Origin of the sequence: Bradyrhizobium guangzhouense, assembly GCF_004114955.1 — a bacterium.
GTDB classification, from domain to species: domain Bacteria; phylum Pseudomonadota; class Alphaproteobacteria; order Rhizobiales; family Xanthobacteraceae; genus Bradyrhizobium; species Bradyrhizobium guangzhouense.
This window is the reverse complement of the sequence record NZ_CP030053.1, coordinates 2,934,452-2,959,014: the sequence shown is the minus strand read 5'-3', so window position 1 is coordinate 2,959,014 and position 24,563 is coordinate 2,934,452. Positions and strand designations below refer to the sequence as shown.

At 63.9% G+C, this 24,563-nt stretch carries 22 protein-coding genes; 4 read left to right on the top strand and 18 right to left on the bottom strand.

What is annotated here, in order from left to right:
- The first annotated feature begins 25 nt into the window (after positions 1 to 25).
- Entirely contained in the window at positions 26 to 1,021 is a 996-nt protein-coding gene (locus XH91_RS14210) for a helix-turn-helix domain-containing protein (RefSeq protein WP_128951174.1), read from the top strand.
- A 28-nt stretch (positions 1,022 to 1,049) separates the two neighbouring features.
- On the opposite strand, the gene XH91_RS14205 is transcribed toward XH91_RS14210, so the two are convergent.
- From XH91_RS14205 to XH91_RS14185, 5 genes are all read right to left on the bottom strand, one after another.
- Positions 1,050 to 2,276, bottom strand: coding sequence for a CaiB/BaiF CoA transferase family protein (locus XH91_RS14205; RefSeq protein WP_128951173.1), 1,227 nt, complete (start codon positions 2,274 to 2,276; stop codon positions 1,050 to 1,052).
- A 198-nt stretch (positions 2,277 to 2,474) separates the two neighbouring features.
- The gene (locus tag XH91_RS14200; RefSeq protein WP_128951172.1) at positions 2,475 to 3,680 is read right to left on the bottom strand and encodes an MFS transporter; all 1,206 of its coding nucleotides are present in this window, start codon (positions 3,678 to 3,680) and stop codon (positions 2,475 to 2,477) included.
- 134 nt (positions 3,681 to 3,814) lie between these two features.
- On the bottom strand, positions 3,815 to 4,642 hold the full coding sequence (locus tag XH91_RS14195; protein ID WP_128951171.1) for a 3-oxoadipate:acetyl-CoA acetyltransferase: 828 nt from the start codon (positions 4,640 to 4,642) through the stop codon (positions 3,815 to 3,817).
- Between the two features lie 110 nt (positions 4,643 to 4,752).
- Positions 4,753 to 6,141 (bottom strand): MFS transporter, encoded by a 1,389-nt coding sequence (locus XH91_RS14190; protein ID WP_128951170.1) that lies wholly within the window; start codon positions 6,139 to 6,141, stop codon positions 4,753 to 4,755.
- A 215-nt stretch (positions 6,142 to 6,356) separates the two neighbouring features.
- Complete coding sequence (locus XH91_RS14185) at positions 6,357 to 7,085, bottom strand: NUDIX hydrolase (protein ID WP_164935599.1); 729 nt, start codon at positions 7,083 to 7,085, stop codon at positions 6,357 to 6,359.
- 102 nt (positions 7,086 to 7,187) lie between these two features.
- Between XH91_RS14185 and XH91_RS14180 the strand changes: the two genes are divergently transcribed.
- Positions 7,188 to 8,231, top strand: a complete 1,044-nt coding sequence (locus XH91_RS14180; RefSeq protein WP_128951169.1) for an SPFH domain-containing protein — start codon at positions 7,188 to 7,190, stop codon at positions 8,229 to 8,231.
- Complete coding sequence (locus XH91_RS14175; RefSeq protein WP_128951168.1) at positions 8,215 to 9,150, top strand: diacylglycerol kinase catalytic domain-containing protein; 936 nt, start codon at positions 8,215 to 8,217, stop codon at positions 9,148 to 9,150. Before XH91_RS14180 ends, XH91_RS14175 begins: the two co-directional genes overlap by 17 nt.
- Before the next feature lie 5 nt (positions 9,151 to 9,155).
- Here XH91_RS14175 and XH91_RS14170 read toward each other — a convergent pair whose 3' ends face one another.
- The 8 genes from XH91_RS14170 to xylB all read right to left on the bottom strand — a co-directional run bounded on the left by XH91_RS14170 (position 9,156) and on the right by xylB (position 17,639).
- Positions 9,156 to 9,359 carry a hypothetical protein gene (locus XH91_RS14170; protein WP_128951167.1) on the bottom strand — a complete coding sequence of 68 codons (204 nt, stop codon included), beginning with the start codon at positions 9,357 to 9,359 and terminating at the stop codon, positions 9,156 to 9,158.
- 29 nt (positions 9,360 to 9,388) lie between these two features.
- Positions 9,389 to 10,726, bottom strand: coding sequence for a PQQ-dependent sugar dehydrogenase (locus XH91_RS14165; protein ID WP_128951166.1), 1,338 nt, complete (start codon positions 10,724 to 10,726; stop codon positions 9,389 to 9,391).
- Positions 10,723 to 11,175 carry a DUF2231 domain-containing protein gene (locus XH91_RS14160; protein ID WP_128951165.1) on the bottom strand — a complete coding sequence of 151 codons (453 nt, stop codon included), beginning with the start codon at positions 11,173 to 11,175 and terminating at the stop codon, positions 10,723 to 10,725. Before XH91_RS14160 ends, XH91_RS14165 begins: the two co-directional genes overlap by 4 nt.
- 58 nt (positions 11,176 to 11,233) lie before the next feature.
- Positions 11,234 to 12,193, bottom strand: a complete 960-nt coding sequence (gene fcl, locus XH91_RS14155) for a GDP-L-fucose synthase (protein WP_128951164.1) — start codon at positions 12,191 to 12,193, stop codon at positions 11,234 to 11,236.
- Positions 12,194 to 12,471: 278 nt separating this feature from the next.
- The gene (locus tag XH91_RS14150) at positions 12,472 to 13,419 is read right to left on the bottom strand and encodes an ABC transporter substrate-binding protein (RefSeq protein ID WP_128951163.1); all 948 of its coding nucleotides are present in this window, start codon (positions 13,417 to 13,419) and stop codon (positions 12,472 to 12,474) included.
- A 93-nt stretch (positions 13,420 to 13,512) separates the two neighbouring features.
- Positions 13,513 to 14,553, bottom strand: coding sequence for an ABC transporter permease subunit (locus XH91_RS14145; protein WP_128951162.1), 1,041 nt, complete (start codon positions 14,551 to 14,553; stop codon positions 13,513 to 13,515).
- Positions 14,546 to 16,069 carry a sugar ABC transporter ATP-binding protein gene (locus tag XH91_RS14140; protein WP_128951161.1) on the bottom strand — a complete coding sequence of 508 codons (1,524 nt, stop codon included), beginning with the start codon at positions 16,067 to 16,069 and terminating at the stop codon, positions 14,546 to 14,548. Before XH91_RS14140 ends, XH91_RS14145 begins: the two co-directional genes overlap by 8 nt.
- 124 nt (positions 16,070 to 16,193) lie before the next feature.
- Positions 16,194 to 17,639, bottom strand: coding sequence for a xylulokinase (gene xylB / locus XH91_RS14135; protein WP_128951160.1), 1,446 nt, complete (start codon positions 17,637 to 17,639; stop codon positions 16,194 to 16,196).
- Between the two features lie 250 nt (positions 17,640 to 17,889).
- Here xylB and XH91_RS14130 point away from each other — a divergent pair, with 250 nt between their 5' ends.
- Entirely contained in the window at positions 17,890 to 20,265 is a 2,376-nt protein-coding gene (locus XH91_RS14130; RefSeq protein ID WP_128951159.1) for a glucose/quinate/shikimate family membrane-bound PQQ-dependent dehydrogenase, read from the top strand.
- 58 nt (positions 20,266 to 20,323) lie between these two features.
- Here the strand turns inward: XH91_RS14130 and XH91_RS14125 are convergent, their stop codons facing one another.
- The 5 genes from XH91_RS14125 to XH91_RS14105 all read right to left on the bottom strand — a co-directional run bounded on the left by XH91_RS14125 (position 20,324) and on the right by XH91_RS14105 (position 24,413).
- On the bottom strand, positions 20,324 to 20,959 hold the full coding sequence (locus XH91_RS14125; protein WP_128954846.1) for a response regulator: 636 nt from the start codon (positions 20,957 to 20,959) through the stop codon (positions 20,324 to 20,326).
- Positions 20,960 to 21,104: 145 nt separating this feature from the next.
- The gene (locus XH91_RS14120) at positions 21,105 to 21,734 is read right to left on the bottom strand and encodes a response regulator (RefSeq protein WP_164934191.1); all 630 of its coding nucleotides are present in this window, start codon (positions 21,732 to 21,734) and stop codon (positions 21,105 to 21,107) included.
- A gap of 99 nt (positions 21,735 to 21,833) precedes the next feature.
- Positions 21,834 to 23,036, bottom strand: coding sequence for a PAS domain-containing sensor histidine kinase (locus XH91_RS14115; RefSeq protein WP_245477331.1), 1,203 nt, complete (start codon positions 23,034 to 23,036; stop codon positions 21,834 to 21,836).
- Between the two features lie 288 nt (positions 23,037 to 23,324).
- The gene (locus XH91_RS14110) at positions 23,325 to 23,582 is read right to left on the bottom strand and encodes a hypothetical protein (RefSeq protein WP_128951157.1); all 258 of its coding nucleotides are present in this window, start codon (positions 23,580 to 23,582) and stop codon (positions 23,325 to 23,327) included.
- Between the two features lie 12 nt (positions 23,583 to 23,594).
- Positions 23,595 to 24,413, bottom strand: coding sequence for an outer membrane beta-barrel protein (locus XH91_RS14105; protein ID WP_128951156.1), 819 nt, complete (start codon positions 24,411 to 24,413; stop codon positions 23,595 to 23,597).
- Positions 24,414 to 24,563: the final 150 nt, after the last annotated feature.

Genomic DNA, 24,563 nt, shown 5'->3' with positions numbered 1-24,563 from the left:
ATTTCGCGCGCCCTGTGGAGACCCGGTGGCCGACATCCTCACATTCTCGACCGACGCTTTCGTCGACAGCGACAAGATTCCGGCCTGGCGCGAGGTGTTCGGCCGTTCCGTCGTCAAGATGGACATGGAGCCTGCGCGGGGCGAGCCGTTCCGCAGCAAGGCCAGGATCGACTGCCTGCCCTGCCTGACCATCGCCTCGATCGCAAGTACCGCCAACCGCGTGGTCCGCACGCCCCAGCTGGTCGCCGACGGCAGCGATGATCTCGTCTTCGCGCTCATGACCAAGGGTGAAGCGATGATCAGCCAGCGCCGGCGCGAGGTGGTGTTCCACGCGGGTGAAGCGGTGCTGTGGTCCAACGCATCGCCCGGGGTCTGCGACTACGCAAGGCCGATCGACTTCGTGGCCCTCGTCGTCCCCCGCGCCCAGGTCGCCGTCGCCGACATCGATCGGTCCCTGATGCGGCTGCTGCCGGACGATCTGGGCGCGATGAAGCTGTTGTCACGCTACCTCTCCATTCTGGGAGATGGACAACTTGACGGCATGACGCCGGCGTTGCGGGCGCTGTGCGCGACGCATTTGCGCGACCTCGTCGCAGTCGTCGTCGGTGCAACACGCGAGGCTGCGGATGTTGCGAAAGTCCGCGGCGTCCCTGCCGCACGCCTCGCGGCGCTGAAGGCGGACATTGTCGCGAACATCACCCAGCGCAATCTCTCCGCGGACATCCTCGCCGCGCGCCACGACATCTCGCCGGTCTATGTCCGCAAATTGTTCGAGCGGGACGGCACGAGTCTCGGCCAATATGTGCTGGAACAACGTCTCGACCGCGCCTTTCGGCTGCTCGCCAATCCCAATCCGCTCGACCGGTCGATCGGCGCCGTCGCCTTCGAGTGCGGCTTCGGCGATTTGTCCTACTTCAACCGCAGCTTTCGTCAACGCTACGGCGCGACGCCGTCCGACATCCGTGCCGGGCGGTGTTGCGACGACACAGATGCGCTGTCGCGTTCACCGGAAGAGCCGTGACGAGGTGCGTCATGGCCGCCGCAGAAGATTACAAAATCCCCTGCGCCTTCAGTGCGTCGACCCTGGCCTCGTCGTAACCGATGGCCGCCAGCACGTCTTTGGTGTCGGCGCCGAGCAGCGGCGGGGCGCGGTAGTCGGTAATCGGGGTGCCGGAGAAGGTCAGCGCATTGCGGATCAGCGAGAGATTCGGCGCGAAGGGATGCTCGACGTTGACCCGCATGCCGCGCGACTGGACGTGGGGATCGGAAAACACCTGCTCGAAATTGTTGATCGGGCCCGACGGCACGCCGGCCTCCTCCAACTTGTCGAGCCAGTAGGCCACCGGCTTCTTCAGGAACAGGCCGGCGAAGATCGCCATGATCTCCTTGCCATGCACGACGCGGTCGTTGTTCTTGACGAAGCGCGGATCGTGGGCAAGCTCGGGTTCGCCGAGCACGGCGCAGGTTTTCCGGAACTGGCCGTCATTGCCGACCACCAGCATCAGCTCGCCGTCGGTGCAGCGGAACACGCCGGCCGGCATGCCGCCGTTGCCCCAGGTGCCGCGGCGCGGCGGCGTCTTGCCGTTGACGAGGTAGATCTGGAGCCAGTGGCTGAGCGAGGCGATCACCGTGTCGAACAGACAGACGTCGAGATGCTGCCCGACGCCGCCGCTGGCGTCGCGATGGTAGAGCGCCGAGAGAATCCCGATCGAGGTGTTCATGCCGGTCATGTAATCGACAATGGAGGGACCGACCTTCATCGGGCCCTCGCCCGGCTCGCCGTCCATGTGGCCGGTGACGCTCATCAGGCCGCCCATCGCCTGCAGAATGGCGTCGTAACCGGCGCGCGGCGCATAAGGACCGGTCTGGCCGAAGCCGGTCACCGAGCAATAGATGATTTTGGGATTGATCGCCTTGATCGTCTCGTAGTCGAGGCCGTAGCGCTTGAGATCGCCGACCTTGTAGTTCTCCATGAAGACGTCGACGTCCTTGGCGAGCTCGCGGATGATCGCCTGCCCTTCGGGCTTCGCGATGTTGACGGTGACCGACTTCTTGTTGCGGTTGGCGCAGAGATAGAACGAATTGTTGTTGTTGGCCTTGCCCTCGGGGTCGGCGAGGTAAGGCGGGCCGAACGCGCGCGCGTCGTCGCCGGTGCCGGGCCGCTCGATCTTGATCACCTCGGCGCCGAGATCGCCCAGCATCTGGGCCGACAACGGCCCGGCGAGCACACGCGTGAGGTCAAGAACTTTGATGCCTGAGAGCGGCAGGGCCGACATGTCGATTTCCTCCGGGGAACTGGATCTTAGAACTGATCTTGGCGCGGCGGCGCAAACCCTGAGGTTTGGCCGTGACCCGCACTCCCTGCGGATACACCATTTTGCTGCCCCGAGCACTGCACTGGCGGCATACGGCCATCCCTGCCGCGGCAGCGGACGCAGTCCCGCAGTGTCGAATTCCGCGCCGCGAAGAACGCCTCAGGTCGCGGCTGCCGCAGCCAAGCGCGGGCGCCGCCGTCCGAGCAGGACCAGGATCAGCACCGTCGCGCAGGAGAACACCAGCGTGAGGCCAAGCGCGCCGCGGCTGCCGAACTGGGTGAGCAGACCTGCGAGCAGCGGCGGCGAGATCGCCGAGGCCAGATTGAGCGGCAGTGCAATCATCGACATTGCCTTGGCGAATTCGGCCTGGTTGTAGAAGACGAGCGGGATCGTCGCCCGCGCCACCGCCATCGCACCGCTGCCGGCGCCATAGAGCAGGATGAAGGTCGCCACCGCCCAGGTCGCGCCCTCGCTCAGCATCAGCAGTACCATGGCGATGGGAAGTGCCGTGCCGGCAACGAGCCCGGTGGTGATGCCGTCCCATCGGCCGCCGCCGAGGAAGTCGAGGCCGCGGGCGCTGACCTGGATCACGCCGAGCATCGAGCCGAATGCGAGGGCCTGTGCGGGGGCAAGCCCCTCCGCCCGCAAAAGCTCGATCAGGATCGCGCTGATGCCGAAATTGACGAAGGCGTTCATCGTGATCACGCAGACGACGAGACCGAAGGTGCTCCTTGGAATCGCGGGCGGCGGCGCCGGCTTCACGGCCCCGCCGGGATCGTCAGTCAATATTTTGCGGCGCGGCGCGACAAACGCATAGAGCGGAAGGTTGATGGCCAGCATCATCGCCGCATAGACGAGACAAGTGCCGCGCCAGCCGAGCCAATCGCTCAGGAATGACGTGGTCGGCCAGAAAATGCTGCTGGACAGACCCGTCACCAGCATCAGCCCGCCGATGGCATTCTTGGCGCCCCGCCCCGCGACCTCGTTCAGCATGATATAGGCGCCGGTCGACAACGTGGCGCTGCCGCCCATGCCGAGCAAGATCCAGCCGATGAAATAGAGGATCGGCTCGCGCGCGAAAAACAGAACCACGTAGCCCGGCGCGGAGACGACAGTGCCAACCATCATGACTTTGCGCGCGCCGTATCGCGTAAAAGCCTTGGCGAGCCAGGGCGCGCACAGGCCCATGGTGACATAGAGGACTGAGCTGCCCGCGAACACCGCCGGCAAGCTCATGCCAAGATCGGCTCCGAGATCGCGGCCAACCACGGCCGGAAGGCCGATCGTACCCCATCCAATGAGTTGGGTGATTGCAAGCACCAGCAGGACCCCGATGAGCCTGCTGTCAGATTTCAAGAACCGCATTCCAGTCGTCGCCTGCCCGGCAGGCGCCGATCACGCCTGTGAGCTTCGTCTTACCCGCAGACTCAGCGAACGGGAACGCCGGCCGCCGAATGGCAGAAGGCAGCCAGGAGCATGTCAGGCGCGGACGGTCGTCCCTACCGCACAATCCCGAGCAAGGATCGCGCTTCCGCTGCCGTCGCGGCGCGGCGGCCGTGGCGCGCCAAAGCCGCGCAGGCGATGCTGACGAGCTCCGCATTGCTGGCGGCGAGGCGCGTCTTGTCCACCCTGATGTTGTCCTCGAGCCCGGTGCGAACGGCATCGGCGCCGCGCGCCAGGGCCCACTCCATGACCTCGGCTTGGTGGCGTCCGATCCCGGCCGCGGTCCAGGTCGCCTTCGGGATCAGGCGACGCAGCTCTGCCAGCAGAATGTCGAGCACGTGCTCGTCGGCCGGCATCGCGTTCTTGACGCCCATCACGAATTGCACGTGCGGGCGTGCGTCCATCAGCCCCGCCTCGATCAGGCGGCGGGCACCGTGCAGATGCGACAAATCGAAGATCTCGATCTCCGGCCGGATGCCGTTCGTCTTCATGCCGGTGGCGAGCGTCTCGACCAGCGCGGCGCTGTTCTCGTAGACGATCGTCGGAAAATTCACCGATCCCGTGGACAGCGAGGCCATGTCCGGCTTCAGATAGAGCGACGAGCCACGTGCCGAGGGATCGCGGCCGCGCCCGCCGGTCGAGAACTGTACGATCATCCCAGGGCAATGCTTCCGGATGCCTTCCTGCACCAGAGCGAAGCGCTCCGGATCGGAGGACGGCGTCTCGTCGTCGTTGCGAACATGGATATGGGCGAGCGTGGCACCGGCCTCGAAGGCCTGGTGTGTCGATTCGATCTGCTCGGCCGGCAGGATCGGCACCGCAGGATTATCCTTTTTGCGCGGAACGGAGCCAGTGATGGCGACGGCAACAACAGCGGGATTCATCCGGCAACCTCATCATGATCGCGCTCACGCGCATAAAATTTTGATCGACAGTCAGCTTATACCGTGAAGCTGCGCCGCTGCGAACCATTGCAGCAGCGCAGCTTCCGCCGTCAGGTCCGTGCTGCAGCAGCACCGCGCGCAGCGCCTGCACGCTGCCGATCATAGTCGGCCCGCGCGATCGGAACCGCCGTGGGATTACCGAGATCGTCGATGTGGATACGATAGGTTTCCCGGGCCGTGACGGCTGCCAGCGCCGCGATCACAGTGATGCCGAAGGCGATCGCCCCCACCGTTACTGGAATGTTGGCCGAGCCGGGAGGCGCCACGGTCGCGAACAAGGCCGGAAGCAGCGCGGTGATGGTGGTGCCGATGTTCTGCGAGATCGCCATCGCCGACACGCGGGTGCGCGTCGGAAACAGCTCCGGATAGAAGCTCGGAAAGATCGCGTTGTAGCCCTGATAGACCACACCCCACATCAGCAGCGACAGCACGATCGCAAGCGGCACGCTCTTGATGCTGATGGCGTAGAGATAGCCGAAGGCGAGCAAGCCGGAGAGCAGCGCGCCCACGACGATCGGCGGCTTGCGGCCGACCTTGTCGGAGAGATTGCCGACGAAGGGAATGACGAAGATGGCCAGCATGTTGCCGAGCACCGGGATCCACAGATAGACGTCCTTGGCAAACCCGATGCCATAGGCCGGCTGCACCGCGTAGGCCGCACCGAAGATGGTCGCAACCACCGGGATGACGTTCATCAACGCCATGCAGATGACCCTGAGCATGTCGGGCCATTTCAGCCTGATGGCCTGCATGATGGGCGAGCGCGGCGTTTCTCCCCGCTTGTCCTCGCGGGCAAAGGCAGGGGTTTCGTCGACCTCGCGGCGGATGATATAGCCGGCGACGATGACGAAGAAGCTGAGCAGGAACGGAATCCGCCAGCCCCAGCTGTTGAAGGCGTCGGTCGGCATATAGGCCGCCAACGGCAGGAAGACGGCGGCCGCGAGAATCTGTCCGGCCTGCACGCCCTGCAGGGCGAAGCTCGCATAGAAGCCGCGACGGCCGAACGGCGCGTGCTCCAGGATCATCGAGCTCGCTCCGGAGATTTCACCGGCAACGGCAAAGCCCTGGATCAGTCGCAGGATGACCAGCAGGATCGGCGCGAGGATGCCGACCTGCTGATAGGTCGGCAGGAGGCCCACCGCCATGGTCGACAGACCCATCATGAACATGCAGACGATCAGAACGGTCTTGCGGCCATGGGTATCGCCCCAATGTCCGAGCACGAAGGCGCCGATCGGCCGGGCCACATAGCCAACGCCATAGGTCGCCAGCGATGCGACGATGGCGACGATCGGATTTTCCGAAGGGAAGAAGATCTGCGGGAAGATCAGCGAAGCGGCGGTCGCGTAGATGAAGAAGTCATAATATTCGAGAGCCGACCCGATCCAGCCGCTCGCAGCGGCCTTCCTTGACTGGCTCACGTGATGGATTCCGGTCATCCTGGGAGTCCTCCAAATCGGTTTGTTGGCGTCCCTTGGCGGGCTTCTCGGAGAAATTGGGCAGCGGTGTCCGCGCACTGTGCGGACTTCCCGCAAGCGTTTGTCACTGCCGATACGTGTTGAGTGGCGCGACAATAGGCTTTCGCCGGGCTAACACAATTACCCAGTTATGCGATAAACCTAACATGATGTTATTCTAGCGTCCGGACGCTGCATCACTCCGGCGGATTGAAGGTCCGCACGAAATAGACCGGCTCGCTGTTCTTCTTCAGGCGATAGAGCTGCGCCGGCCGGTTCGGGCCACGCCGCATCTTCGCGACCGGCTCGATCATGTCGGCCGACAGGATCCTCGTGCGGAAGGCGCTCTTCTCCAGCGGACGGTCGAGCACGATCTCGTAGACGCGCTGCAAATCGGGCAGCGTGAATTCCGCGGGCATCAGGTAAGCGGGCAGCGAGGTGTATTCCACCTTGTTGCGCAGGCGCTGGATCGCGCTTGCCAGGATATCGCCGTGATCGAAGGCGAGCTTCTCCTTCAGCTTGCCGTCTCGAATCGGAAACCAGCGCGCATCTGGCGTGAGCGCGCCCGCCTCCGCCGGGATCAGCGCGAAATAGGCGTGGGTTGCCGACCAACCGCGCGGATCGCGCGACGCGCTTCCCCAGCTTCCGAGCTGCTCCAGATAAGGGCTGGTGACCCCGGTCTTCTCCTTCAGCTTGCGCGCCGCACAGGCGGCGAGGTCGCGATCCCTGGCGACGTCTACGAAGCCGCCCGGCAGCGCCAGGCTGAGCGGAAACGGCTCGCCCTCACCGGCCGGGCGCTGCACCAGCAGCACCTGAAGCCTGTCGCCGAGAATCGAAAAGATCACGACGTCGACCGTGGTCAGGGGGCGCACGAAATCCAGATGCCCTGATTTTTCAATGCCTTCGGTCCGATCTTCATCCCCCACCGGCAGCCTCCCCTGTTGGGCCTTGACAGTAGCATAGTTAGTTGTACAGTCCAACTTACTTAGTTGCTCAGACCAACTTATAGCCAACCGTTGGAGACAGCCATGTTCGGCATCCGATTTATCAAGGCCCAGCCCACCACCTATTTGATGAAGTACCGCGCCGGCGCCGTCGTCGCCGAGGGCACCGGCCTTTCCGCGTTCTACTATGCGCCGGTGACCACGCTCGTCGCCGTGCCCGTCGGCAGCCGCGACGCCTCCTTCATCTTTCAGCAGATCGCGCGCGACTTTCAGACCCTGACCGTGCAGGGCCATGTCACCTATCGCGTCAGCGAGCCCCGGAAGGCGGCGTCGATGCTCAACTTCACCGTGAAGCCCGACGGCAAGACCTATGAGAGCGAGGATCCCGAGAAGCTGCCGGAGCGCATTCTCGGCACGGTCGAGGTGCTGGCGCAGCAGGCGATCAAGGAGCTGACATTGAAGGATGCACTGCAGGCTTCCGATCGCATAGCCGAGATCATCGCTGACGGATTGCGGGAGCGCGCCGACATCGAAGCGCTTGGCCTCGAAATCCTGGGCGTCTCGATCCGCGGCATCAAGCCGACGCCCGATACGGCAAAGGCGCTGGAGGCGCAGGCACGCGAAGCGATCCTGAAGAACGCGGACGAAGCGATCTTCGCCCGGCGCAATTTCGCCGTCGAGCAGGAGCGCGCCATCCGCGAGAGCGAGCTCGACACCGAAATCGCGGTCGAGCAGAAGAAGCGCTCGATCCGCGAGACCCAGATGGACGCCGAGGCGAGCGTTGCCGCCAAACGCAACGAGCTGCGCGAGGCCGGCATGGCCGCGGACATCGTGCTGGAAGGCAAGCGCAAGGATTTCGTCGGCCTCAATGCCGAGAACACCCGCACGCTGGCCGATGCCGAGGCCTACCGCGTCGGCGCACTGATGAAGATCTTCGAGGGTGTCGACACCCGCGTGATCCAGGCACTCGCCGCATCAGGCATGCAGCCGGGCCAGCTGATCGCGCAGGCCTTCTCCGGCATTGCCGAGAAGGCCGAGAAGATCGGCCAGCTCAACGTCTCGCCGGACCTGCTCAGCCAGCTGATCGAGAAGCCGAAGCCGGAGGCCGCCAATGCCCGCCGCCAATGACCGCAAGATCGTGCTGGTGACGCGCAAGACCAGGCTGGAAGACCTTGTCGCGCGTTACCAGACGGCGGCGCAGGCGCGCTTCTATGTCGAGCATCTCGGCGCCGACTTCTCCGACTATGAGCGCGAGCACGAGATCTACCAGACGCAAAGGCACGCGACGGTTCGGGTGCTCGAGCAATGGGGACGCTATCAAATGATCGAGCGCGCTTTCCTTCCCAACTTCATCTTCGCCCCTGAGGACATCGTCGTCGCACTCGGCCAGGACGGCGTCGTCGCCAACACGATGAAATATCTCGACGGCCATCCGCTTGTTGGCCTCAACCCGGATCCCGCGCGCTACGACGGCATCCTGCTGCCCTTCGCGCCGCGCGACCTTGCAAAGCTGCTGCCTGATGTCGCCGCTGAGAAGCGCGACAGCCGGGCCGTGACGATGGCGGAGGCGCGGCTCAGCGACGGCCAGGTGCTCTATGCCGTGAACGATCTCTTCATCGGCGCGCGCACGCATGTCTCGGCGATCTACGAGATCGCGGCCGGCGGGACGACGGAGCGGCAATCCTCGAGCGGGCTCATCGTCTCGACCGGACTCGGATCGACCGCCTGGTTCAAGAGCATCGTCACCGGCTCGCTTGCAATCGCCGGCAGCTTTGGCCAGCCCCCTGCTCTGACTGGCTACGACGCCCTGCCCTGGGACGCAGCCGAGCTGCGTTTTGCCGTTCGCGAGCCCTTCCCGAGCCGGCACTCAGAGACCAGTCTCGTCTATGGCCGGCTCGCATCCGAGCAGCAATTGCGCATCCGTTCGCTGATGGCCGAGAATGGTGTGATCTTCAGCGACGGCGTCGAAGCCGACCGCATCGATTTCAACGCGGGTGCCGAGGTCACAATCGGAATCGCCAAGCGGCGCGGCCGACTGATCGTTTGAAGCGGTTAGATTCCGAGCGCGTTCTCGCCCGCTTCGCGGCCGGGCACGCTGACATGGACTTCGTGGCCCTCACGTAGCGCCAGGGATGCTGCCGCGACGGCCGACTCGAACGCGGCTTCCTTCGTGGCGTATCTGCTCTTGACGTTGCCGTCATGCAGCACGCCCCATTCGTCCTGGACCGGTACGATCGCATATTGGGCAAGGCCCATCATCCCTCTCCTATCGCTGCGCGGCTTGCCTATCTTTGCGTCACTTGAGGATGCGCCGCCGTCACCCGCCACACCGTGTTGCCGCTGTCGTCGGCGACCAGCAGCGCGCCTGTCTTGTCGAGGGCGACGCCGACGGGACGGCCGCGCGCCTGGTTGTCGCTGGTGAGAAAGCCGGTGACGACGTCCTGTGCCGGCCCGCTCGGCCTGCCGTCCGTGAACGGCACGTAGACGACCTTGTAGCCGTTCAGCACCTGCCGATTCCAACTGCCGTGCTCGCCGACAAAAGCGCCGCCTCGATAGGCATCCGGCAAGCTGCTGCCGGTGGAGAAAGCGAGTCCGAGCGGTGCGACATGCGAGCTCAGCGCATAATCGGGCACGATCGCCTTTTCCACGAGATCCGGCCGCTGCGGCTTGACGCGGGGATCGACGTGCTGGCCGTAATAGCTGTAGGGCCAGCCATAGAAGGCGCCGTCCTTCACCGAGGTCATGTAATCAGGCACGAGATCGGGGCCGAGCTCGTCGCGCTCGTTCACCACGGTCCACAGCGCGTGGGTCTGCGGCTCGAAGCTGAGACCATTCGGATTACGCAGGCCGCTCGCAAAAATCCGCCAGCGGCCGCTGGCGCGCTCGACCTCGAGGATATCGGCGCGATTGTGCTCGGCCTCCATGCCGTTCTCGGTGATGTTGCTGTTGGAGCCGACGCCGACATAGAGCTTCGAACCGTCGGGGCTCGCCACGAGGCTTTTGGTCCAGTGGTGATCGATCGGGCCGCCCGGCAGCGGCGTCAGCACCGTGCCGGGCTTGGTGATCTTGGTGTCGCCTTCGGTGTAGGGATATTTCACGATCGCGTCGGTGTTGGCGACATAGAGATCGTTGCCGACCAGGGCGACGCCGAACGGCGAGTTGAGATGGTCGAGGAAGACGCTCTGCGTATCCGGCACGCCGTCGCCGTTGGTGTCGCGCAGCAGCGTGATGCGGTTGCTCTCGCCCGTGTCGCCGCCCGAGGTCGCCCAGGACTCGATGTAGCCCATCACGATTTCCTTGGGCCGTTTGATCGCGGCGGCCTTCGGCGCCTTGGATTCCACCACCAGCACGTCGCCGTTAGGAAGCACATAGATCGAGCGCGGATGCTGCAGGCCGGTCGCGAACGCCTTGGCCTGCAGGCCCTGCGCAACATCAGGCGTCTCGTCCTTCTTCCAGCCGATGATGCGGGCGATGTGCATCGGCGGCAGCAGATATTGCTGAATCTCGGGCAGGACGGGATTGGCGCCGATCTGCGCCTTCGGATCGCCGCTGCCGTCATTACAGCCGGCGAGAACAGCGAGGAGCGAGGCACACAACAGCGCGCGCATGGCAAAAGACATCATCGCGCAACTCCCACACCGTGGCGATACACCATGGCCCAGCCGAGCCAGCCGGTGACGGGCAGGATCAGCACGGTGAGCACCGACAGAACCAGGCCCCAGGGCCACACCGAGGTCCAGGCATCACGTGTATGAATCAGCAGATTGATGATCGCGAGGATCATCGCCACGGCATTGCCGATCAGATGCGGCCAGGCCGGCGCCTGCGCACGCACCAGGCGATTGCCGAGGAAATCGGTCAGGCCTGCGATCGCGGCCAGCACACCGAAGATGACACCGGCGAGCAGAAGCCAGGCGGAGAAATCCGCCCACATCATCTCGGCGGAGACGAGATAGGCGACATCGGTCAGCAACGCGCCGATGAAGCAGACGATCGGGATCGGCACCAGCATCGGATGAATGGGATGGCCGGCGATCTGCGCTGTCGAGCGCACGCGCACGATGTCTTGCACGGTAAGTCTCGCATGTCGCCCTGCCCGTGCCGCCAACTCGTGCTTGCGATGATGGTTCCTACGGCTGCGCCGGAACCAGCAGGGTCGCCTGATATGCCTCGTAGGCGCGCTTCAAGCCGTCGTGAAGCGGCGTCGTCGCGCGCCAGCCGAGCTTGTCGAGCCTGCTGACATCCAGCAGCTTGCGCGGCGTGCCGTCGGGGCGCGAGGTGTCGAAAGAAATCTCGCCGCGGTAGCCGACGGTCCCGGCGACCACGCGCGCGAACTCGGCGATGGCGACGTCCTCGCCGGTGCCGATATTGATGAGGTCGCTGCCGGAATAATTCTTCATCAGATGCACGCAGGCATCCGCCATGTCGTCGACATAGAGGAACTCGCGCCGCGGCGTCCCGGTGCCCCAGACGACGACGCTCTTTGCGCCGGACTCTTTCGCCTCGTGGAAGCGGCGGATCAGGGCTGCCACGACGTGGCTCAATTCGGGATGATAATTGTCGCCGGGGCCGTAGAGGTTGGTCGGCATCACGTTGATGAAGTCGCTGCCGTACTGGCTGCGATAGGCCTCCGCCATCTTGATGCCGGCGATCTTGGCGATCGCATAGGGCTCGTTGGTCGGCTCCAGCGGACCGGTGAGGACGGCATCCTCGCGCAGCGGCTGCGGCGCCAGCTTGGGATAGATGCAGGACGAGCCGAGGAACATCAGCTTCTCGGCGCCGTTTTGATGCGCGGCCTGGATCACGTTCGCGGCGATCGCGATGTTGTCGTAGATGAACTCGGCGCGCAGCGTGTTGTTGGCGACGATGCCGCCCACCTTGGCCGCGGCGAGAAAAATCACCTGCGGCCGCACGCGGGCGAACCAGTCGAACACGGCCGCCTGGTTGCAGAGATCGACCTCGCGCCGGTCGACGGTGACGAGATTGACATTCTCCCGCGCCAGCCGACGCACGATCGCGCTGCCCACCATGCCGCGATGGCCGGCGACGTAGACGCTCTTGCCCTTCAGCTCAAACGGCGCGCTTGCCATTCGCGATGTCCCAAAATGCCCTGACTGGACCTGCTTCCAGCGGCCGCCGAAAACCCGTCCTTCTCTGACATATCGCTCGCCGGGGTCAACCCACTATGGCGCTAAACCGTTCTCTTTCCGAGGATTCCAGTCGCAAGGCCGAGGCCGTGGTCGGCCGTTGACAGGGACGCCTTGCGCCGCTCGCGCAGCCGCCGCGCCGTTGGCGCTGAAATGCGCCGTCGCGCGAAGATAGATGGGCGACGCCCCCGCAAGAGGTCGCCGCCCAATGCAGGGGCGCTCTATTGCGAGCGGTCCGAGGTCCAGCCCTTGTAATCCTTGATATTGTCGCGGGTCACGAGCTTCGAGGGCAGCAGCTCGACGGTCGAGGCCGGCTTCTTCCCATTGAGGATGCCGACACCGATCTGCACCGCGCGCCGCGCCATGAAGAACGGGTCCTGCGATGCCGACGCCTGGATCTGGGGCGAGCCGGCATCCTTGAGCGAGGCCTCGATGTCGGGCGCGCCGTCGACCGAGGTGATGATGATGCCGCTGCGGTTTTGCTGTTTCGCCGCAAGGTCGGTGCCGATCGCCTGCGGATCATTGATGGCGAAGATGGCGTCGATCTTGGGGAAGCGGGTCAGATAGCCTTGCGCGACGGTCAGGCCGCCCTCGCGCGAGCCTTTGCCATCCTGATCGCTCGACAGCACCTTGATGCCGGCATTCTTGCCGAACACGTTCTTGCAGCCGGTGACGCGGTCGATCACCGCCGAGACCTGCGGCCCGTTCTCGATGATGACGTCGCCCTTGCCGCCCAGCTTGTCGACGATGTACTGGCAGGAAATCTCGCCGGCCTGGACGTTGTTGGTCGTCACGGTGGCGTCGGCGCCTTCGGCCGCAGTATCGACCGCGACCACCACGATGCCCGCCGCCTGCGCCTTCTTGATCGCAGGTCCAATCGCCTTGGGATCGCCGGGGTTGAGCAGGATCAGGTCGACGCCGGCGGCGATGAAGTTGTCGATCTGGGTGACCTGCTTGCCGAGGTCATATTCGAAGCCGACGGTGGTGATCTTCACATTGGGATTGGTCTTCTTGGCCTCGAATTCGGCGCCCTTCGACAGCGCGACGAAGAACGGATTGCCCATCGAGCCCAGCGAGACGCCGATCGATTTGAGCTCCTTGGCGGAGGCCGGAGCGATGGTCAGGGCAAGCGCCATCGCGGCGCCGGCGAGCATGGTCGTCTTCAACATTGTCTTCCTCCCTGGTCTGTCTTCAAAGACGGTACGGCAGACCAGTTGCCGCAACCGAATTTCACACCGCGCGCTCGGACGCGCGCAGAACGTTCAGGTCCTGGCCGAGCCTTGCAACCGATAGCGATCCAGCGCGACGGCGCCGATGATCACCAGGCCCTTGATCACATATTGCCAGATGTCGGAGACGCCGACGAGGATCAGGCCGTTCGAGAGCACCGCGATGATCAACGCGCCGACCAGCGTCCCCCAGATCGAACCGATGCCGCCGACGAAAGACGTGCCGCCGAGGATGACCGCGGTGATGGCGTCGAGCTCGTAGCTTTGTCCGAGCTGCAGGCCGTTGGCGGCATAGAGCCGCGCCGCCTGCATGGCGCCGCCGAGGCCTGCGAAAAGTCCGGATACGCCATAGACGAAGGTCAGCACGGCCCAGACCTTGATGCCGGCAAGCCGCGCGGCGCTCTCATTGCCGCCGACCGCGTAGATGTGCACGCCGAGCACGGTCCGGCGCAGCACCACCCACGAAACGAAAATGACGAGCAGCGCAATGACCGACAGCCAGGGAATCGAGGCCACGCCGGGAATCAACGTAAGCGAGCCGTTGCCGATGAAGGCATAGGGAATCGACGGATTGAACACCGTGGTGTCGGCGCCGAGCAGGCGCGCCAGTCCGCGCACGGCAGTGAGTGAGCCCAGCGTGACGATGAAGGGCGGCAGGCGCAAGAGCGCGATCAGCGCGCCATTGACGATGCCGAAGCCAAGACCGGTGATCACGGCGACCGGCAGCCAAAGCGCGCCCAGTTCGGGCAGTTTGGAGATCGTCAGGCCCGCCATCGCGGAGGCTGCCAGGATCGAGCCGACCGAGAGATCGATGCCACCGGTGAGGATGACGAAGGTCATGCCCGCGGCGAGCACGGTGTTGACGGCAGCCTGCTGCAGAACGATGCCGAGATTTTGTCCGGTGAAGAAACGGCCGTCCGACAGGTAGTGGAAGCCGATGCAAAGCAGCAGCAGCACCGGCAGCATGCCGGCCGCGCGGATCAGGAGCCTGACGCGTTGGCGCTTCGTCGCCTCGGCAGCGGCGGGGCCGTTCGTCGTCGCGGCCTTCGCCGGCGTCGATCCATTGTCAGGCATCGAGATGCTCCGTCCCCGTGGCGAGGGCCATGATGTCTTCTTGAGTCAAGGGCGCCGTCTCGGTGCGCCGGACCTCGCCTGCGATATGCCCCGACCGCATCACCAGGACGCGGTCGCAGATACCGATGATTTCAGGCAGATCGGACGAGATGACGAGAATCGCGGTGCCGGCCTTGGCGAGATTGTCGATGATGGAATAGATCTCCGACTTGGCGCCGACGTCAACGCCGCGCGTCGGCTCGTCGAGGATCAGCACCTTTGGCGCAATGGCGAGCAACCGTGACAACAACACCTTTTGCTGGTTGCCGCCGGACAGGCCTCCTGCGGGCACGCCGGCGTTGGCGGCACGGATACTGAGCCCCGCAAACGCCCTGTCGGCGCGCTCGCGCGCCTTGTCGCGATCCAGGAACCAGCCGAGCTTGGCATCGCGTCCGATCACGGCGAGATTGATGTTGTCCAGGCACGACATGTCGAGGAACAGGCCAAGCGCCTTCCGATCCTCGGTCAGGTAGGCGATGCCGGCCTCGAGCGCCTCGCCGGGCGTGCGGATGTCGATTGGCTGGCCTTCAAGTTCGAGACGGCCTGATGTCTTCGGTGCTGCGCCAACGATGAGATGCGCAAGCTCGGTGCGGCCGGCGCCGATCAGTCCGGCAAGCCCCACCACCTCGCCCGCATGCACGGTGAGCGAGCAGCCCTTGACGCGTTGCCCGTCCGCCATGTCGGTTGCCGTAAGCACCGGGTGCCCCTTCCCGGCCTCGGGATCGTGATCCTTTTTGTAGAAGGATGAGACATCGCGTCCGACCATCATGCGGACGATGGCTTCGGCGCGGATGTCCTGCTTGTCCAGCGAGCCGACCAGGCGGCCGTCGCGCAGCACGGTGACGCGGTCCCCCAGCGCGTAAACCTCGTCCATACGATGCGAGATATAGATGATGGCAAGCCCTTCGGCGCGGAGCTGACGGATCAGGGCGAACAGCCGCTCGCTCTCGCCGGCGGACAGCGCCGTGGTCGGCTCGTCCATGATCAGGATTTTCGAGCGCGCGTGCAGTGCACGCGCGATCTCGACGAGCTGGCGCTGGCCCATGGAAAGATGTGCCACCAAGGTCGACGGCTGGAAGTCAGCTCCCAGCCGCTCCAGAATCGGCCCAACGCCCTCGCGCATGGTGCCGCGCGCCAGCAAACCTGAACGCGACATCTCGCGGCCGAGATAAATATTCTCCGCAACGGTCAGATTGGGGGCCAAAGATAGTTCCTGGTAGATGATCGAAATGCCCGCGGCACGACCGCCGAGCGGACCTTCGATCCGCACCTGCTTGCCCTCGATGCGGATCTCCCCGCCGGGATCAGGCCGGTAGGCCCCCGACAGGATCTTCATCAGGGTCGATTTGCCCGCGCCGTTCTCGCCCATCAAGGCATGAACCTCACCGGCATAGACGGTTAGGTCAACCGCACGCAGCGCCTTGATGCCGAAGAAGGATTTTGACACTCCTCGCATCTCGAGGATTGGCTCGTTCATCGTGCCTCCCGGCGCACAATGCATTTTCTGTCCGCGTTTCGTATCGAGCGCGGTTCGCCCATTAAACAAAAGCCGATCGCACAGGGCAACAGCGAACAGGGAGAAATGCGCAACCAAAGCGGTACTAGTGGCCCGGCCGATACAAATGGCGCCAGGCGGGAAGCCGCTCTGCATAGGCCTCCGCCACGGCCCGGTCCGGCTCGAAGGTCTCGACGCGTTGCGGTGGCGTGCAGACGGCGTCGATTGCCTCGCCGGTGACAGCAAGCCGCCCCAATCTCGCCGCACCGAACGCTGCGCCGGTTTCGCCGTCGGCAAAACGATGGATCGGAACGTTCAAAACGTCTGCCAGCACCGACAGCCAGAATCGGGACCGCGAACCGCCGCCGATGACATCAGCTTCCGTCACTGCAATGCCGGCATCGCCAAGCGCGTCCCGGCAATCGGCCAGCGCGAAAGCAACCCCCTCCAGCACGGCCTGCACGATCGCCGTGCGGTCGGTGCCGTGGCTCAAGCCATCGAGCATGCCGCGCACGACGGGATCATCATGCGGCGTCCGCTCGCCCGCAAGATATGGCAGGAAGCTCACGGGAGACGGCGCCTGCGGGCGCGCCCCCAACGGCGCCAGAAGTTCGGCTTCGGGGACGCCGAACAGGCGTGCAGCCCAGGCAAGGCACGACGCCGCCGAGAGGATGGCGCCGGCCTGAATCCACATGCCCGGGATCGCGTGGCAGAAGGTATGGACCACGCGGTCCGGGTTCGCCGCAATATGGTCTGATGGCGCCAGCAAGGCGCCTGACGTTCCCAGCGATATGAACGCAGTTCCGGGACTGATCGCGCCGATGCCGATGGCGCCGGCCGGATTGTCGCCGGCGCCGCCCGCGATCATCGGCCGGCGAACCATGCCCCAACGCTGCGCAAGCTCCTTGCGCAATGTGGCCGCCGGCGCGCACCCCTCGACCAGACGCGGCATGTGTGCGCGCGACAGGCCGGTCGCGGCCAGTGCCGCATCCGACCAGTCCCGGCGCGCCGCGTCGAGCCAGAGCGATCCCGATGCATCCGAGACGTCCTCGACTGCTTCGCCCGATAGAACGAGGCGCAGATAGGCTTTCGGCAACAGGATGCGGCTCGTCGCCGCAAAGATCTCGGGCTCGTGCCTTGCGATCCAGAGCAGTTTTGGCGCCGCGAAGCCGGGCATCGCCTTATTGCCCGTTATCGCGCGCAAGGCGGGCCAGCGCTGCTCCAGGATGCGACACTCCGCGGCGGAGCGTCCGTCGTTCCAGAGAATGCAGGGCCGCAATGGCTTATCGTCCGCATCGAGCAGCGTCGGGCCATGCATCTGGCCTGACAGCCCGATACCTTCGACCGCCGCCAGCTCAACCCCATGCGAGGCCTTCAAGGCGTTGAGCGTTGCAAAGGTCGCCTCGATCCACTGTGCTTGATCCTGCTCATAAAAGCCTTGATGCGGCGAGGCGATCGTCAATGCCCGGCTCTGGCTCGCAATCACGCGCTGGGCGCCATCGACGAGAACGGTCTTGACTGCGGAGGTGCCGAGATCGATGCCCAGATACATGACGGATGCGGTTCCCGGGGTGGTGCGAGTCCTGAGGACGCGACGCGCAACAATGATCGTATTCAACGAGCGCGCAATTCCGAACAACGACTTATCACATCAGATCGCAAGTTTTGCCCCCGGATGTTGCATCGACGCAGCAGTTGAAGGTTGCCAGCTTTGGTTGACTGGACCACAGTGACTGCAACTCAGCGCCGTCTGCTGCGTTTGCACCGGACGTGCTCGATCTTCTTGCCTCGCCGGAGCAGCCATGCAGCGATCCAGGGCAGTTTTCATCACGGGTGTCGTCTATGCCCTGATCGGTCTGGTGCTCGCAGGGGGCGGCCTCTGGCTCGCCGCGCTAGGCGGATCCATCTTCTATGTTGTTCTCGGTGTCGGGATCGTCGCGACGGCCGCGCTGTTGCTGGCGCAGCGCCATCAGGCGCTTTGGCTGTATGCGATCGTGCTGGTCGGCACGTTGGCGTGGGCCATCTCGGAAGTGCAGTTCGACTGGTGGCCGCTCGCATCGCGCGGCGACATCGTCGTCCCGATGGCGCTCTGGCTGCTCACGCCGGTGATGGTCCGCGGGCTGTTGCGAGACCAGCCGGTATCGTACCGAAGCGCGACGCTGCCACTCTGGATCGGCGTAGCTGCGTCTTCCGTCGTCCTGGTCATCGCTCTTCTGTCCAGCTATCACGACGTCAACGGCACGATCGCCGAGCAAGCGTCGGCCGTGCCGCAAAGCGAAGCAGATCCTCAGCCGGATGGCGACTGGCGCGCCTATGGACGCACGCAATTCGGACAGCGCTATTCACCGCTGAAGCAGATCACGCCCGACAATGTCGGCAAGCTCCAGGTCGCCTGGACCTTCCGCACCGGTGACGTGCCGACACCGCAGGATTCCGGCGAGACGACCTTCGAGGTCACGCCGATCAAGGTCCGCGACACGCTTTATCTTTGCTCGCAGCATCAGGTGCTGTTCGCGCTCGACGCCGGGACCGGCAAGGAACGCTGGCGGTACGATCCCAAGCTGGTGTTCAACAAGACGTTCCAGCACATGACCTGCCGCGGGGTCTCCTACCACGAAACCGCTGGAGGTGCCGTCGACAGCAGCGGTGCTCCAGCGCCGGCCGAATGCCCTCGCCGGATTTTCCTTCCGGTCAATGACGGCCGCATGATCGCGCTCGATGCCGACAGTGGCAAGCTGTGCGAGGGCTTTGGCGACCATGGCAGCCTCGACCTCCAGCAAGGCATGGGAAACAAGACGGCGGGCTTCTTCGAGCCGACGTCGCCGCCCGTCGTCAGCGACAAGATATTGGTCGTCGCTGCCGCGGTGATCGACAATTACGGGGTCGACGTGCCCTCGGGTGTCATCCGAGGCTTCGACGTCTACACCGGCAAGCTGGTTTGGGCCTGGGACTCCGCCGCGGCGGATGAAAATGAGCTGCCGTCGCCGACCCGTCACTACACCAACGGCTCGCCGAATTCGTGGATCACCGCCTCGTTCGATCCGAAATTGAACCTCGTCTACATCCCCACCGGCAATAACGGGCCGGACATCTGGGGAGGCAATCGCAATGCACTGGTCGAGCGCTATTCCAGCTCGATCGTCGCACTCGATGTCAACACCGGCAAGCGCGTCTGGTCGTACCAGACGGTGCATCACGACCTCTGGGACATGGACGTCCCCTCGCAGCCGAGCCTCGTCGATGTGACCACGGCCAAGGGCGTCGTTCCCGCGATCATCCAGCCGACCAAGGTGGGCAACATCTTCGTGCTCGATCGACGGACCGGCGAGCTGATCGTGCCGGCACCGGAACGCGCCGTCCCGCAAGGCGCCGCCCCCGGCGACCGCACCGCGCCGACGCAGCCGTTCTCGGAGCTGACCTTCCGCCCAGAGGCGAAGCTGACCGGCGCTGACATGTGGGGCGGCACGATCTTCGATCAGCTCCTGTGCCGGATCATGTTCCACCGGCTGCGCTACGAGGGCACGTTCACGCCGCCCTCGTTGCAGGGTACGCTCGTCTTCCCAGGCAATCTCGGCATGTTCGAATGGGGCGGCATCGCAATCGATCCGGTGAGGCAGATCGCCATCGCCAATCCGATGTCGCTGCCCTTCGCCTCAAGGCTCATTCCGCGCGGCCCGCAAAATCCGCCCGCGCCGACGGCAGAGAAGCCTGTCGGTAGCGAGGTCGGCACGCAGCCGATGTATGGCACGCCGTTCGGGGTCGATATCCAGAGCTTCCTCTCGCCCCTCTCCGTGCCGTGCTACCGGCCGCCATGGGGCTCGATGGCGGCGATCGATCTGAATACGATGAAGATCGTCTGGCAGCATCCCAACGGCACGATCCGGGATACCACGCCGCTGCCTTTGCCTTTCAAGATGGGCGTGCCGATGCTGGGTGGGCCGATCACGACCGCCGGTGGGGTCGCGTTCTACACCGGGACCTACGAGTACACGATAAGGGCCTACGACGTGCGCGACGGCAAGGTGCTTTGGGAAGACCGCCTGCCCGCCGGCGCCCAATCGACACCGATGAGCTACGAGGCGGGCGGCAAGCAATACGTCGTCACCGCGGCCGGCGGTCACGGCTCGTTCGGTACCAAGCGCGGTGATTACGTCATCGCCTATGCTTTGAAGGATTGACCCGCTGCAGCGTTGTCATCCGAGGTGCTTGACGGAATCAAGACGACGGCGGCGTATCTCAGGGTACGACCAGTTTCTTGCGGATGGCATAGCGGACCAGTTCGGCCGTCGAGGACATCCCGAGCTTGCGCATTGCCGACGCACGATGGGTCTCCACGGTCTTCACGCTCAGCTTCAGAATGGCACTTATGGACCTGTTGGTGTGACCTTCTGCGATCAGCTGGACCACGCTCTGCTCGCGCGAGGTCAGCAGCATATCCGGCTTATTCAGCTTGTTGACCTGATAGTCGTGGAGCAATTTCTCCAGCAGAACGCTGGTGAAGTACGGCCTGCGGTCGAGCAGCGCCTCGATCGCTGAAATCAGGTGTTTCCTTGCATCCGACTTGAACAGGAAGCCACGAACGCCCGCCAGAATGGCCTCGGTCAGCAGTTCCTCGTTCTCATGCATCGTCAGGATCAGCACCTCCGTGCGCAGGCGGTGCGACCGGAGGCGGCGGCTGACCTCCAGCCCGTTCATGAGGGGCATCGAATAATCGACGATCACGATGTCCGGCCTCGTCTCCAGGGCCAATGCAACGGCCTGCTCGCCATTGGTCGCCTCCCCGACAACGATCCAGTCGGGGCGCGGTTCGACGATCGCGCGAAGTCCGGAACGCACGACCTCATGATCATCCGCAATCAAGATGCGTTTCACGGCCTCATACTCGTTCTCCGCCCGCAATCGATCGAAATCAGCGGCGGCCGCAAAGTCGAACGATCATACTCATGGCGGTTCGAGGCGTTATCCTGCAAAACCCTGAGATGGCCCGGCGAATGTATCGACCAGGCCGCAACTGCAGTCATGCCTCGAGCAGTCCTGCGCGGACGGCGTACCTGACGAGGCCTGCAGTTGAATTCACGTCCAGCTTTCGCATCGCAGCCGCCCGATGCGCCTCGGTGGTCTTGACGCTGAGATTCAGGATCGCGCTGATGCCTTTGTTGCTATAACCTTCGGCGACCAGTTTGACGACGAGCTGCTCGCGTGGCGTGAGCCCGCGATGCCCGTCTGCATCGCCGCCCGGCCCGCCATTCAAATCATTCCGGCAGCTTTCGGTACAGAACCGCTTGTGCGCCAGGAGTGAATCGACGGCCGCCAAGAGCAATTTGTTCGCGTCCGATTTGGCCAGGAATGCCCGTGCGCCGGCTTCGAACGCCTGCTGGGCGAGGAGGCCGGAATTGTGGACGGTGAAGATCAGGACCTCCGTCTGCAGCGGATATTCCCGGATCCGACGCGTAAACTCCACTCCCGTCATTCGCGGCATGGAAAAGTCGACGATGGCGACGTGAGGCCGGTTTTCGATTGCTGCGGTCAGCGCCTTGCTGCCGTCGTTCGCCTCGGCGACCACCTCCCAGTCAGCGCGTTGCTCGAGCACCGCGCGCAAGCCCGATCGCACCGCCTCGTGATCGTCCGCGATAAGAAAGCTTTTCATGGCAGAGCACTCCAACGTCGTTGACACGGCGGCTCGGCTCGAAACGGGGCAAAACAGAGCTACTTCCATCTGCCGCCGGCGATTCGTGTTCTTCTTCCCTCATGGTGAGCCTGCGTGGGCTCCGATGGCGGTGGAGGCCTTTCGCCGGCTGCGCCTGTTCGTCGTCAAACCGTGCGGAAACGCCGCGCAAAGGACCGTGCCGGAGCGCGGCGCTGCCTGGTCAGAGCTGATGTCGAGCGAACCTCCGATCTGTTCGAGTCTTGCTCTCATTGCCGGGATTCCAACGCCAATCGAGATCGCCCTCGCACCCTGTTTGGCGCGGTCGGCCCAAAGCCCGCGGCCGTTGTCGCTGATCGTCAGGCGGAAATGGCTGTCGGTCGCGTCAACGACGATCTTCACTTCCGTCGCTTTCGCATGGCGAAATACGTTCGTGAGGGCTTCCTGGATCACCCGCAGCAACGAGCATTGCGTCTCGTGAGGCAGACGATCGACGTCGTCCACGATTCGGGTTACGACCCGCAACGAGGTGCGCGCCGCGAATCCGCCAGCGTATTGCTCGATCGTGGCCTTCAACCCGTCGATTGTCAGGTTCTGCGGGTGCAGCAGATAGGCAAAGGCACGGATCTCCCTGAGTGCCTCATCAATCGACGTATCGATCTCGCCGCAGAGCCGCTCGGCCTCCGCCGGATCGCCGAGGTTTAGTCTTATCCGCATCAGACCGAGACTCGCAGCAATCAAATGCTGACACGTCGAATCGTGGAGATCGGACGCGATGCGCTGCTGGATATCCTCCTGAATCGACGCCAGATTGAAGCCCGTATGGGCGTCGTCGATAACTCCGGTGACGCTTTCGAAAGCTTTTCCGGGCGCGATGCGATGACCGCCGATGAGCCGGACCACACCGCCCGCCGTGGGGTCCACGACCGGAACGACGGTCGTCTCCATATTCCGCAGCTGGCCGCCAAATGCCAGGCGATGGCGAATTCTGACCTCTGATCCTTCCGCTAAACAGGCGCAAAGCGCTTCACAGACGGACCTGGCATCGTCACGGCTCATGCAGTCGGAGACATCAGTCTCCCGGATGTCTTCCGACGAGACGCCGAGATGCGACTCCAGCGCCGGATTGATCCCCTCATATACGAAGCGGCCTCCGGGCACAGGACGGACTGCGAACAGCAGATCGGTTGCGGAGATCCAGTAGAGGCGGTCGCTGGCTTCATCCGGACCGAGTGGCAGCCACCCCTTGACGCTGGTTCGGTTCGGTTCGCGAGCTGGGGAGCCATGTAGCTTCAAGGTACGCACTCACACTTCTCGAGTGACGCCCGATGTTGAAACTCAAGATATTGGAGCTCCAGATCGAGAGTCACCTTCCTGCCCCGCCGGGCGGCGTATCCATGCAGGCTCGGAAGACGCGCGCCCATGCGGTCGAGCCACTATACACCTTTGGGTCGACCACACCACGAGGTAGTACAGTCACCAGAATAAAATCTCGAATCTGTGAGATGAGAGCCGGAAGCGTCGACTATGCAGTTTGTGCCTGATCGTTCCGGCTATGAAACTCAAATGAGACACAACAGATACTGAAGTGCGTCAGCGGCTCTTGTCGCCGCTCGCGCCGGACCTTCTCAGCTTACCTGCCTTCGCATTTGGCGCGGTCTGCGGCGGCGGCGGCGCGATCACCAACGGATGGGAGGGAACGCGCAGACGGTTGACGCCTGCGTCGTCCCTGAGTGCATCGCTATCCAGGCGCTGGCTTCGGTCGACGGAATCGCGCGGGTCCGCCGCAACGGTCGTCGCCCCCATCAAGCCGACAACGGCCCCCATCAACATCCACGCAGATCTGAACATCTTGCAAATTCCTCAAAAAGCGAAGTCAAGCCGGGGGCCGATCCTGAGATCCCTGTATCGGCGCACCTGAACGTTCGATGCTCGCGCCTCGTACAATACACTGGTGGTCAGCGATACATTGCTGGCAAAATTATACTTGAGGCCGACGTCCGCCGAGTAGATCTGATCTTGTCGACCTCTGTTCAGCCCATCGGTGAACCAGAAGGCTTCGATCAATGGGGTGCTTACGATCGCCCACTGCGGATCGAGCTTGACCTCGATGCCGAGCATCGCGTCGAAGCGCCAGCGGCGGGCTTCCGCAAGGTCGGAGAAGCGATAGGTCAGGAGCAGCAGCGGTGACAGTGTCACATTGTTCACGTGGACGTCGCGCGTCACCGAGCCCATCACGTCGTCCGACGTGAAGGCGAGATCGCGATACACGCCGTCGAAATCATATCGGTGCTCATAAATCGCGGAAAAGCGCCAGCCGTCCCAATTCTCCGTCAGCCGCGCTCCCATCCGAGCGACCGCAGCGTTGCCGTCCTTCTCCGTCGCAAAGGCATCATATTGTGCGCGTGCATAGAGCCGGTACGTCAGGTCATTTGTGAGGTTTCCATCCAGCCTGATGCTCACGTCGGGCTCATAATAGAAATCCGACTTGCGGTTGTCCCGGCTGAACAGGGCATTGTCGGTGAAGTTCGGCGTCACGGAGCCGACGACGCTCCACGACGGAGCGGCGTAATACGGTACGGGACTGCTCGCCTTGAACTCGGTGAGATCGACATCCGCGGCCCACGCAGTGCTTGCCCCGAGCAACCCAAAAACCGGCAAGAGAACTCTAGACTCGCGCATGGTGTTCCTCGATAGCCTTTGCGTCCACCAGCAATCGCCACAGATTGGGCAAAGATTCGGGCGTGTTCATGACGGGATATGCGACTGGTGATTGAATTGGCAGATTGCTATTTTTCGTAAAATGCGGGATGCCGCCCCCGACGCTGCGGA